We start from the raw sequence: 12186 nt of genomic DNA, 5'->3' as shown, positions 1-12186 counted from the left end.
TGAAGTCCTTTTTCGTTGGGCACATGAAACTGGACATATTTTAAAGAATCCAGTTGCAACAATATATTATGTCTTCTAGTTTGAATACCCTCTTTTTAACTTTAGTAATAAAAATAAGCCGTTATTATGCAACTCTGTATAAAAAGCTGCATAATATCGGCTCTAAGGATTTTATACGTTATAGAAGATTAGCTTTTCGTTACATTAACAGAGCCTTTCTAATTAAAAATTATAGGAAAAGTAAATATAACGAAAGCTGCCCAAAGTCCGTAGACCGGCAAATACTTAGTAACGGCATCTTGGATAGTTGAAGGTCCAGATTTGTTTTGTAGAAAACGCATATAGGAGAGCATAATCCAAATTAGATTTGCCCAGATAAGTATGTTTACTCCTAAAACAGCAAGTCTATTAGGCGTAATCCCATAAGAAGAAAGTCTGAACACGATGGCTGACAAAGCCACACTGTCAATGATAAGCGCAAGAACAATTAAGGCAAAATTTATATAATCTGAAATGTTCTTTTTCTCGTCTGAGTCGCTCTCGATAATGGAAAATATGGTAACGGCCAATACACCAAGGAGTATTCCGTTGAAGACTATCAGGAAATTGCGGTCCAAGAATGGATTTTTTCCGACCCATATAACCGTTATAAGATAGACCAACAATGTGACCAGGACAAGAGGACTAAAAATTTTAGCTATATATGGTGTAATATTCTTAGCAAGTTTAAGATTCATTGATACCAGGTATGCAGCCACAATAGCGAGAGCGGCAGCACCAAATAAAACGACATTACTAAAGTAGAAGTCTTCTATATCCAAGCCAACAAAGCTAAATAACTGCATGGTTAATGCTGCTAGTACCATTCCGCTAACTGCCATGCTGGCGTAGAGAATACAATATTCCAAATTAAATTTAATAAAGGCTAATCTTGTACTGCCTTTTGAATATTCATTTCCTGTGAATGCAAGCCCTACCAATACCCATAAGAATATGGGAAGGTGTAAATAAGTAAGGATAATACTGTCTTTATAATTTAATGGCAGCATATTAAGATAAAAAACGGAAATTAGGAACAACGCTGCAAGGGAATAAATAACACTTTTTTTCGGAGTATTATTGTAAACAAAATAGGCAGCAATAAAGGGAATTATACCAAAAGCCAGGTTAATTGGAGCAATTGCTTCCAGTTCGACAAAATGGAAAATGATCCTGGTGCTTATCCCGGCCAGAATGGCTAAAATGCCCATGAATAAGAAACCCTTTTGAAGCAAGGAAGATTTTTCTGTATTTGCCGTCTCCTTGAAATGCAATCTTTCATACCAAACGTCAAGAACCTGAGAATCAGGATTTTGTTCCCATGCGTGTGAGAATGACTTTTTAAAAGTTTTCGGGTCCTTTCTATACATTCTCTCCAGCTCATGAGGGTTAGTAATATTTTCAATAATCAAATTGTAAATGTCCATAGTTATACCTCCCCTGATAATTGTTATATTAAGTGTCATTGATTAATTTAACTGTCTTCGTCACTTTTGTATTCTAAAATATCTCCAGGCTGACATTCTAAAGCCTTACAAATTGCCTCTAAAGTGGATAATCGAATCGCTTTTGCCTTTCCATTTTTCAATATAGAAAGGTTCGCCATTGTTATTCCAACCTTCTCCGAAAGTTCTGTTACGCTCATTTTCCTTTTTGCTAACATCACATCAATATTGATTATAATTGCCATTGTTATTCACCTCAGACCGTTAAATCATTTTCTGATTTGATATTAATTGCTTCTTGTAAAAGTTTTTGGAGAACAGCCGCAAAGACTGCGATAACCATCGAAGCAAAAGGAACAACCAATCCGATAAAGATAACTCCTGGTGCGTCGTCTACTTCCGCAAAGATATAGAAGAGAGGCCAAACTAGCATATGCAAAATACTGATTGTGATGGCACAGTATTTGATTTTCTTTAAGGCTTTTACAGATAAATCGGAGAAAGCTTTATTTTTGTCAATATAGCGTAAGAGTTTGAAAGCCTGATACAAAGCAAAGTAAAAAGGTATCGCCGATGCATCAAAAGCGATGAAAACGAGATATTTTATAAAAGCAAACTCTGGAAGCAATTTTGCTGCAAGATTCGCCATCTCAGGCACAAAAAAAATACACAGAGCGAGAACTGGGACTCCTAAAAGAATAACAGCTATTTTTAAAAACAACGTTGTTACTTTTTCCATAAAAAGCACCTCACTTATTTATTCTGATTTTGATTTTAATATATATTTTATCGTTTTACAATAAATTTTTATTAATTTGGATAACATTTTTATTGTGGGTTTTTGTTTTAAGCAAAAATAAAAAGCATTCCTCATTAAAAGAAATGCTCTATAACTTTAAAGTATTAAATTTATAACTTGTACAGCTAACCTGCCAGTTAGCTTAAGTACGTTTCTTCACAATATTCTCTATATGCTTTAACAGAAATATCTAATTTTCTTATTAAGTGTTATTCCACAAAATGGCCCGATTGTTGAATGGAATGACTCGCATTTTATTAAACAACTTTATTATTTTTTAAACGACTTTATTGTAAATTAAACAACTTTTTTGTCACTTTATATCAAATCCACAACAATAAAACGCTTCTCCCAATCTTCTACTCAACCGTAACCGATTTAGCTAAATTACGTGGCTTATCAACATCACACTCACGGTGAAGGGCTGCATAGTATGAGATAAGTTGTAGCGGAATAACTGCTACAAGCGGTGCTAATGCTTCGTGCACAGATGGTAGTATGAAACTATCTCCATCCATTTCTAAGCCTTTCATTGAGATGATACATGGGTTAGCTCCGCGTGCTACGACTTCTTTTACGTTACCGCGAATTCCGAGATTTACGTGCTCTTGGGTAGCAAGTGCAATAACTGGTGTACCTTTTTCAATTAACGCGATTGTACCATGCTTTAGCTCTCCACCAGCAAAACCTTCTGCTTGGATGTAAGAGATTTCTTTTAGCTTTAACGCACCTTCTAAACCTACGTAGAAGTCTACGCTACGGCCAATGAAGAAACAGTTGCGTGTTGTTGCTAAAAATTGTTTTGCAAGTGCATCCATTTCTTCTTTTTGATTACAAAGTACTTCCATTGCATTCGCTACGAGACCTAATTCATGTATTAAATCAAAAGCAAGAACGTTTCCTTTTGCTTTTGCAATGTCAGTTGCTAAGATTGCTAGTACTGCTAGCTGCGCTGTATAAGCTTTCGTAGAAGCAACTGCGATTTCTGGCCCTGCATATAAAGGCAATGTATAATCAGCTTCACGAGAAAGTGTAGAGCCTGGTACGTTTGTCATTGTTAATGCTTTATGACCCATTTCATTTGTTTGCACAAGTACGGCACGGCTATCTGCTGTTTCACCACTCTGTGAAATGTAAATAAAGAATGGTTTTTCTGTTAGTAGTGGCATATTGTAAGAGAATTCACTTGCTACGTGTACTTCTACAGGTATTTTCGCAAATTTTTCGATGAATTGCTTCCCAACAAGACCAGCATGATAACTTGTTCCACATGCAATAATATAAATACGATCGCTATCTAAAATTGCATTTCGAATGTCTTCGTCCAATTCAATTTCGCCATTTTCACTTTGATACTTTTGAATAATATTACGAATGACAAGTGGCTGTTCATCAATTTCTTTTAGCATGAAATGAGGATATGTTCCTTTTTCAATATCACTTGCATCTAATTCAGCTGTAAACGGTGCACGTTCAATCGTTTCACCTTGTAAGTTTTTAATTGTAATGCTTTCTTGTGTTACGATCACTATTTCTTTATCCATTAACTCGATAAATTGATCTGTAACTTGTAACATCGCCATTGCATCGCTTGCAACAACATTAAAATTGTCACCAACACCTACTAATAGCGGGCTTTTGTTTTTAGCAACATAAATCATGTTTGGATTTTCAGCATCAAGTAATCCAATCGCATAAGAACCATGTAACAAGGATAACGTTTTACGGAATGCCTCTTCTACACTTACTCCTGTGTTTACTTGTTGTTCCATAAGCTGAACGATAACTTCCGTATCTGTTTCACTTACAAACGTTACATCTTGAAGATATTCTTTTTTCACTAATTCATAATTTTCAATTACACCATTATGAACAAGTGTAAAGCGTTTTGATGTACTTTGATGCGGATGTGCGTTTACTGTGCTTGGAACACCATGTGTAGCCCAGCGTGTGTGACCGATCCCCACGCTTGCAACTACATTCTCATCTACGATTTCACGAAGTTTTGCAATACGACCTTTTTCTTTGTATACAACGACACCATTGTCTGCTTGTACTGCAATACCCGCTGAATCATATCCACGGTATTCTAACTTCTCTAAGCCTTTTAATAAAATTTCCTTTGCATCCTGCTCTCCAATAAATCCTACGATTCCACACATGTTTAGTCGCCGTTACAAATACTTACATTGCTTTGCGAACATGTAACGACATAGTCCGATCCCATTATTTATATATAAAAAAACGGATTACATATTGCTAGCCCTGTAAGTCTGTAACGGCTTTCACCTTCCTCTCGATTGGTTTCAGTCCGTATATACTTATACAGCTAGTATTCATCCGTTCCTTTTCTCTCATCACACCTTTACCTTTGTCCACCAAGTCACCTCAGTGATTTAAGTAAAAGCTTTCGGTTGTGATGAACAACCGGGAGTCATCCGCCGAAATCTCGATAAAACTCCTCCTCGTCAACTACACAACTTGTAGTTCTGGCGCTTTTATAATTTACAATATTTACTTTGAGAAAAAGAACAAAACCATCTTATAACAAACAACATAAACCGTCAATGAAAATTTTTCATTGTCTATAAAACATATGAAAAAGAAGCACAAAGAGTGCTTCTTTTTCATATAAAATTGGCGAATTATTCAGCGCCAACTTCAGCTTTCACAACTTCTACAATACGATGTACATATCCATCACAAAGCTCTTGTGTTGGTGCTTCTGCCATTACACGGATTAATGGCTCTGTTCCAGATGGACGAACGAGAATACGGCCATCTCCATTCATTTCTTCTTCTACCACACGGATAATTTCTTTAATTTTTTCATTTTCTAAAGCTAATTTTTTATCTGTTACACGAACGTTCACTAGCAATTGTGGGAACTTCGTCATTTCACCAGCAAGCTCAGATAGTGGCTTTTTCGTCATTTTCATGATATTTACAAGCTGAAGTGCACTTAACATTCCATCACCAGTTGTAATGTAATCAAGCAAAATGATATGGCCAGATTGTTCACCGCCAAGGTTATAACCGCCGCGTTTCATCTCCTCCATTACATAGCGATCGCCAACTGCTGTTTTATTACTTGTAATACCATTTGCTTCAACTGCTTTATAGAATCCTAAGTTACTCATAACTGTTGAAACAACTGTGTTATGTTTTAGCTGACCAGTTTCTTTCATGTACTTCGCACAAATGTACATAATTTGATCCCCATCAACAATGTTTCCTTTTTCATCTACTGCAATTAAACGGTCCCCATCACCATCAAAAGCAAGCCCAATATCCGCACCTTTTTCTTTTACTAATTTCGCCAAACCTTCTGGATGTGTAGAACCAACACCGTCATTAATATTCATACCGTTTGGTGAAGTTCCCATTGTAGAAATATCCGCTTCTAAATCTGCAAATAAGTATGGTGCTAGGGAAGATGTTGCCCCATGTGCACAATCTAAAGCAATATGTAACCCTGAGAAATCTTCTTCTACAGTTTGTTTAATGTATTGTAAATATTTTTGTCCGCCCTCAAAGTAGTCATTCACTTGCCCAAGTTCTGTTCCTGTTGGACGTGGTAATTCATCCACTTCTTTATCTAATAAAGTCTCAATCTCTGCTTCTTGCTCATCAGTTAGTTTAAATCCATCTGAACCGAAAAATTTAATTCCGTTATCTTGTACTGGGTTATGAGATGCTGAAATCATAACACCTGCTTGTGCATCTAGCGCTTTTGTTAAATACGCAACTCCAGGAGTTGAGATAACACCAAGGCGCATAACTTCTGCTCCAGTTGACAATAGACCTGCTACTAAAGCACCTTCTAACATATGGCCAGATACACGTGTATCTCGGCCAATAATAATTTTCGGACGATCTGTATCTTTTGTTAATACATATCCCCCAAAACGCCCAATTTTAAATGCTAATTCAGGCGTCAATTCCTTATTTGCGACACCGCGCACACCATCTGTACCAAAATATTTACCCATTGTTATTCGCTCCTTTTTCTTGCTCTGTTTGTTTTTCTGTTTCATTCTCTTTGTCTTGCCCATTTGGTTTTTCTGGTTCTTTTTCTGGCTCTTTTTCTTTTTCTGGCTCTTTTTCTTTTTCTGGTTCTTTTTCTTTTTCTGGTTCTTTTTCTTTGTTTGGTTGTGAATCTGGTTGCTCTGGTCTTCCTTGTACTTCTTGATCTGGTTTTTCCTTTTTCACGACATTTATCTTTGCATTTTTTTGTTTTATTTCTATTACGACATTATCAGGACCACTAACTTGAATTGGAATATCGTGCGTTCCAGAAGATACATTTTGTAGATTAATTGACGCTGTTATTTGTGCTGCTGTTATTTTATCTACTACATTTTCTTCCCCTGAAATTTCAACACTTATCTTCCCATTTTGCGGAGAAAGTAATTGTAAAGTGAATTCATCTGACAACCCATTTTTCTGTATAGAAATGCCATCTATCGTCTTATGCTTTGTATTTTTTTGCTTTTGCACTTCAACAGAAACTTTTACTTGGCTCGGGTTTACAGTTGTTACACCTTTCGGTAATAAAACAGAGGCATCGAATGTCGTAGTCTCCGTAATTTTACTAAGATCTACTTCGACGCCCTCCAAGGACTTTATCGTATCCAACACATCTTTTGGACCTGATATTGTCACTTCATTTGGTTCGATACCGATGTTTGTAATAGCCAGCCCTTCTGATATACTCCCTTTTTTCACATACGTTAATGGTACAGTTTTTTCAATATTATTCGCTGCACCTGGATTTGAAACCGGGATCGTAACACTTACCTTAGAAGGTGTTGTTTGTAAGTCTAATTTTTGACCATCTGCATCATATAGTACAATTCCAACTGTCTTTGTAACTGTTTTTGTTATCCCTTTCAAATCAATAGATGCCCTAGCAAAAGCCACCTTTTCTAGTTCATCTTCTGTACCAATAACTTCGACAGTTCCCGGTTTAATAGTCGGTTTTTCAACGATACTACCTCCCGGCACCTGATCCTCATTCGAATACTTCACTTCCACAGGAACTGACTTCTTCGCCTTATTTTGGATTGTAACTTTAATTTTCGCCGGTTGCACAGTTGCTTTTAAATTACTTTCCATCCCGGTATACTTTAAAGGTACATCGTATGTTCCTGCAGAATATCCACTTAAATCTACAGATACCCCAAAATCACGTTGTGACCTTGCTGCAGTAATTATGTTTTTTGATCCTTCCAATTTTACTTTTACATACTTTGGAATACCACTTACAATATATTTATCTTCATCGTAGTTTACTGCTACTGTAATGTTAGAAATTGTTTCTGTTACATCACCTGTTGGAAAAGGCGATGCGTTCTTATTGCTGGAAATAGTTTTATCTGACAAATTCGTTGACATGTAAAGCATTAACGCCAATAGTAATGAAATTCCTTTTAGAAACCAGTGGTTCTCCATCAACTTATCCATGACGCTTTCTCCTCCAATTCCAATTCCATAAAGATGAAGAAGTTGTCTTCACATTTCCGCTGAACTCTACTAAAAGCATCTCTTTCAACTGTTCGACTTTTAAATCACGATGCAATTCTCCATTTTTAGTTAAAGAGATTTGACCAGTTTCTTCTGATACGACTACTGTGACGCTATCAGTTACTTCACTAACCCCCATCGCAGCCCGATGACGCGTTCCTAATTCTTTTGATATGAACGGACTTTCTGATAATGGCAAGTAGCATGCTGCTGCTCTAATCGTATTCCCCTGCATAATAACAGCTCCATCATGAAGCGGTGTATTGGGAATAAAGATATTAATAAGCAGTTCTGATGACACATTTGCATTTAACGGAATTCCCGTTTCTATATAATCTCCCATCCCAGTTTCTTTAGATAATGTAATAAGCGCACCAATGCGTCTTTTCCCCATATATTCAGTTGCCTTTGCCACAGCATTTGCAACTATTTCACGCTCTTCTTCTTCCTGACCAATTGCACGAGAAAATAAGCTTCCTCTTCCTAATTGTTCAAGCGCTCGTCTAAGCTCTGGTTGGAAAATAATTATTATCGCTAAAAATCCCCATGTCAAAGCTTGATCCGTGAGCCATTGCAGTGTATGCAACTCAAACAAATAACTGAATATACGAACGATAATAATAACTGTAATCCCTTTCAAAAGTTGAACAGCTTTCGTCCCTCGGATTACAAGAATTAGCTTATATATAACAAACCAGACAACGGCGATATCTAATATCGTACTGAGATATTTCAAAAGGTTCATATCTCCAAAAGGCATGCTAATCCTTCCTCCTACTTATGAGCAATTTTATCTATATACTTAATACTGAAATATTATTATTCTGCTCTATCTGTATGTATTTACAACAACTAGTTAATTATACCATACATGAAAGAAACGACAATTACAAACAACGTTCTTCACTTGGTTGAAATTGGTAAGATGTCGGACCTTTTTTATAAAGCGGTATAATATAACTCATTATTATACTCTCATTTTACAATAAAAAAAGCAGCATTATAGCTGCTTTTTTACATTTATTTTAGTTTTTCACCGAATAAAGAACCCATTAAAGCGACAGCTGCTGTTGCCGTTCTATTTTTCTCATCTAAAATCGGATTTACTTCCACAAATTCAGCAGATGTAATAATATCAGCCTCTGCTAACATTTCCATCGCTAAATGACTTTCACGATATGATAATCCACCCATTACAGGCGTCCCAACTCCTGGTGCATCATGCGGATCAAGTCCATCTAAATCTAATGATAAATGGATACCATCTGTATGAGATAAATATGCCATTGTTTCTTCCATAACAGCGGTCATACCCAGGCGATCAATTTCATGCATTGTGAACACTTTAATTCCTTCATTACGAATGAATTCTTTTTCACCTTCATCTAATGCACGCGCACCAATAATAACAACGTTTTCCTTTTTAACCTTTGGATACCCTTCATATAAATTAACAAGTGAAGGATGTCCATAACCTAAACTTGCTGCGAGTGACATACCATGGATGTTTCCAGATGGTGATGTCTCTTCTGTATTTAAATCTCCATGAGCATCATACCAAATAACCCCTAAATTTTTATAATGCTTTGCTACACCAGCAAGTGTCCCAATAGCAATACTATGATCACCACCTAGTACAAGTGGAAAACGACCTTTTTCTATAATATTATCAACCTTACCTGCTAATTCATCGCAAACATGAGCAACTTGTGCAAGGTTTCTTAATTTTGTATTTTCAGCTACTTCTTTTTCTCTCTCGATACAGATGTCTCCAATATCTTCTACGTCATATCCAATATTTTGAATTCTTTCAATTACTCCCGCATAACGAATCGCACTTGGTCCCATATCGACTCCGCGACGCATTTGTCCTAAGTCCATTGGAACTCCAACGATTGAAATTTCTTTCTTCATAGATAGTATCCCCCTTTTATGCCTTCACTAAATATTTTAAATCTTTTCTATAGTCTGACTCAACTCAACATTTTTTTGTATGTATATACACCTTATTCATTCATATCAACTGAAAAATTAATCTCCTAGCTCTATTTTATGCATAAGATGAACCTTTCCTTAGGAAATCTCATTACATATGTATATAAATAATTAAAAATAAAAAACGTCTCCTATATTAGAGACGTCTTGCTGATGCTATTTTCCATACAGATGCGATATTTTGCGCGGACATTTCAACATTTTCTCTTGCTGTTATACACGCTTCTTCTAGCGTCATTGGGCTTGATGTAGCAGCAAACACAGCATCTATTCCTTCTTTATAAACTGAAATGTGATTAGAAAGTACGGAACCCCCAATAGCTATAACAGGTAGATGGAATTTCTTTGCACGTCTAGCAACTCCAACTGGTGCTTTTCCATAAGCTGTTTGTGCATCTATCCTTCCTTCACCTGTAAGAACAAGATCCGCTTCTTTTATATGTTCATCAAAGTTTATATAGTCTAATACAATTTCAATTCCTTTTCTTAAGCTTCCTTGCAATACAGTAATAACTGCAGCTCCTACTCCCCCAGCTGCACCTGCACCTACAATTTCTTCCACATCAATATGTAAATGTTGTTTTAATACATGGGCATAATGCTTTAAGTTGTCATCTAACTGTGTGATCATTTCTGGACTTGCACCTTTTTGTTTTGCGAATACAAAGGATGCTCCTTTTGGCCCTGTTAAAGGATTATCTACATCACATGCCGCTTCTATTTTTACATGTGCTAAACGAGAATCCAACTTCGTTAAGTCAAAAGAATCAATAGTATGTAAATTTCCACCGACAGGTTCTATTACTCGTCCATCTCGCTTTAAAAACTTTACACCTAAAGCAGAGAGCATACCGGTCCCTCCATCGTTCGTGGCACTCCCACCAAGCCCTAAAATAATATGCTGTACGCCTTTATCCAGCGCATCTAATATGAGTTCTCCGGTTCCTTTTGTCGTTGTGATGAGAGGATTTCGCTTTTGCACTGGAACATGGTGTAATCCCGATGCTGCTGCCATTTCAATAAAAGCTGTCTTTTTATCTTGAGAAATGCCGTAAAACCCCTCTACGCGCTCAAGAAGTGGTCCTGTTACAGGAAGTGAAATAATCTTTCCACCTGTAGCATCAACAAGAGATTGGACGGTTCCTTCGCCACCATCTCCAATTGGTATTGTTACATATTCAGCTTCAGGAAAAATTTTAGTAAATCCTTTTTCAATAGCCTTACATACATCTATCGCTCGTAAGCTTTCTTTATATGAATCAGATGCAATAACAATTTTCAACACTGCTTCCTCCATTCCCCGCATACAAACACGCTTGAATTCAAACCCTCTATTTCATTTTATCTTTCTATTGTAAACGAACTACATAGAAACTTATCCTTATTAAGCAAGATAAACAAAAAACCTTACATCTTTTGATGTAAGGTTTTTTCCTATTTTATAATGGAGCCTAGCGGGATCGAACCGCTGACCTCCTGCGTGCAAGGCAGGCGCTCTCCCAGCTGAGCTAAGGCCCCGAAGTAAGAAAGCGGAAGACGGGATTCGAACCCGCGACCCCAACCTTGGCAAGGTTGTATTCTACCACTGAACTACTTCCGCAAAAATGGTGAGCCATGAAGGATTCGAACCTTCGACCCTCTGATTAAAAGTCAGATGCTCTACCAACTGAGCTAATGGCTCGTAAATGGCTGGGCTAGCTGGATTCGAACCAGCGCATGACGGAGTCAAAGTCCGTTGCCTTACCGCTTGGCTATAGCCCATTAATATTTACTAGTATGCTTGTCTTTTCAAAAAAATAAACCTTTATCAGGTTGTTTTTAAAAAAATGGTGGAGGGGGGCAGATTCGAACTGCCGAACCCGAAGGAGCGGATTTACAGTCCGCCGCGTTTAGCCACTTCGCTACCCCTCCGACATGATAAATAATATGGTGGAGGATGACGGGATCGAACCGCCGACCCCCTGCTTGTAAGGCAGGTGCTCTCCCAGCTGAGCTAATCCTCCAAAAGTGGTGACCCGTACGGGATTCGAACCCGTGTTACCGCCGTGAAAGGGCGGTGTCTTAACCACTTGACCAACGGGCCAAAAATTGTAATACCGTTCGCAAGCTTCCAACCGGGCTTGAACCGGTGACCTCTTCCTTACCATGGAAGTGCTCTACCAGCTGAGCTATGGAAGCATAATGGCTCCGCAGGTAGGACTCGAACCTACGACCGATCGGTTAACAGCCGATAGCTCTACCACTGAGCTACTGCGGAATAATACAAGCCTGGCAACGTCCTACTCTCACAGGGACAAGGTCCCAACTACCATCGGCGCTAGAGAGCTTAACTTCCGTGTTCGGTATGGGAACGGGTGTGACCTCTCTGCCATCATTACCAGA

The 12186-nt window shown here is 37.6% G+C and carries 9 protein-coding genes, 9 tRNA genes, 1 rRNA gene and 1 pseudogene; all 20 read right to left on the bottom strand.

Annotated features, from left to right (window positions below; translation table 11 throughout):
* Positions 1 to 218 precede the first annotated feature (218 nt).
* Positions 219 to 1466, bottom strand: a complete 1248-nt coding sequence (locus tag ACX5JI_RS23030; RefSeq protein ID WP_459503336.1) for a DUF4153 domain-containing protein — start codon at positions 1464 to 1466, stop codon at positions 219 to 221.
* A 47-nt stretch (positions 1467 to 1513) separates the two neighbouring features.
* A complete protein-coding gene (locus tag ACX5JI_RS23025) occupies positions 1514 to 1729 on the bottom strand; it encodes a helix-turn-helix domain-containing protein (protein ID WP_017153334.1) in 216 nt (71 codons plus the stop codon).
* A gap of 11 nt (positions 1730 to 1740) precedes the next feature.
* Positions 1741 to 2223, bottom strand: coding sequence for a DUF2975 domain-containing protein (locus tag ACX5JI_RS23020; protein ID WP_459503335.1), 483 nt, complete (start codon positions 2221 to 2223; stop codon positions 1741 to 1743).
* A gap of 419 nt (positions 2224 to 2642) precedes the next feature.
* The gene (gene glmS, locus ACX5JI_RS23015) at positions 2643 to 4445 is read right to left on the bottom strand and encodes a glutamine--fructose-6-phosphate transaminase (isomerizing) (RefSeq protein ID WP_459503334.1); all 1803 of its coding nucleotides are present in this window, start codon (positions 4443 to 4445) and stop codon (positions 2643 to 2645) included.
* 12 nt (positions 4446 to 4457) lie between these two features.
* Positions 4458 to 4641, bottom strand: a pseudogene (locus ACX5JI_RS23010) (hypothetical protein).
* 287 nt (positions 4642 to 4928) lie between these two features.
* The gene (gene glmM / locus ACX5JI_RS23005; RefSeq protein WP_459503333.1) at positions 4929 to 6275 is read right to left on the bottom strand and encodes a phosphoglucosamine mutase; all 1347 of its coding nucleotides are present in this window, start codon (positions 6273 to 6275) and stop codon (positions 4929 to 4931) included.
* Complete coding sequence (locus tag ACX5JI_RS23000; RefSeq protein WP_459503332.1) at positions 6268 to 7749, bottom strand: CdaR family protein; 1482 nt, start codon at positions 7747 to 7749, stop codon at positions 6268 to 6270. The genes glmM and ACX5JI_RS23000 overlap by 8 nt, the downstream gene beginning before the upstream one ends.
* Complete coding sequence (cdaA, locus tag ACX5JI_RS22995; protein ID WP_459503331.1) at positions 7742 to 8569, bottom strand: diadenylate cyclase CdaA; 828 nt, start codon at positions 8567 to 8569, stop codon at positions 7742 to 7744. The genes ACX5JI_RS23000 and cdaA overlap by 8 nt, the downstream gene beginning before the upstream one ends.
* A gap of 260 nt (positions 8570 to 8829) precedes the next feature.
* On the bottom strand, positions 8830 to 9723 hold the full coding sequence (gene rocF / locus ACX5JI_RS22990) for an arginase (protein WP_459503330.1): 894 nt from the start codon (positions 9721 to 9723) through the stop codon (positions 8830 to 8832).
* Positions 9724 to 9940: 217 nt separating this feature from the next.
* Positions 9941 to 11086 (bottom strand): glycerate kinase, encoded by a 1146-nt coding sequence (locus ACX5JI_RS22985; protein WP_459503329.1) that lies wholly within the window; start codon positions 11084 to 11086, stop codon positions 9941 to 9943.
* Between the two features lie 163 nt (positions 11087 to 11249).
* Positions 11250 to 11322 (bottom strand) — tRNA-Ala (locus tag ACX5JI_RS22980).
* A gap of 10 nt (positions 11323 to 11332) precedes the next feature.
* Positions 11333 to 11404: transfer RNA gene (locus ACX5JI_RS22975), tRNA-Gly, on the bottom strand.
* Positions 11405 to 11409: 5 nt separating this feature from the next.
* Positions 11410 to 11485: transfer RNA gene (locus ACX5JI_RS22970), tRNA-Lys, on the bottom strand.
* Between the two features lie 5 nt (positions 11486 to 11490).
* Positions 11491 to 11565, bottom strand: a tRNA-Gln gene (locus tag ACX5JI_RS22965).
* Between the two features lie 66 nt (positions 11566 to 11631).
* A tRNA-Tyr gene (locus tag ACX5JI_RS22960) sits at positions 11632 to 11715 on the bottom strand.
* Positions 11716 to 11731: 16 nt separating this feature from the next.
* Positions 11732 to 11807 (bottom strand) — tRNA-Val (locus ACX5JI_RS22955).
* A 5-nt stretch (positions 11808 to 11812) separates the two neighbouring features.
* Positions 11813 to 11887 (bottom strand) — tRNA-Glu (locus tag ACX5JI_RS22950).
* Positions 11888 to 11909: 22 nt separating this feature from the next.
* Positions 11910 to 11982: transfer RNA gene (locus ACX5JI_RS22945), tRNA-Thr, on the bottom strand.
* 4 nt (positions 11983 to 11986) lie between these two features.
* Positions 11987 to 12061, bottom strand: a tRNA-Asn gene (locus ACX5JI_RS22940).
* Positions 12062 to 12070: 9 nt separating this feature from the next.
* Positions 12071 to 12186: ribosomal RNA gene (gene rrf, locus ACX5JI_RS22935) — 5S ribosomal RNA — on the bottom strand.

The organism is Bacillus sp. C1 (genome assembly GCF_054570475.1).
The sequence above is the reverse complement of the archived record's forward strand: the minus strand, read 5'-3'. Positions and strand labels throughout refer to the sequence as shown.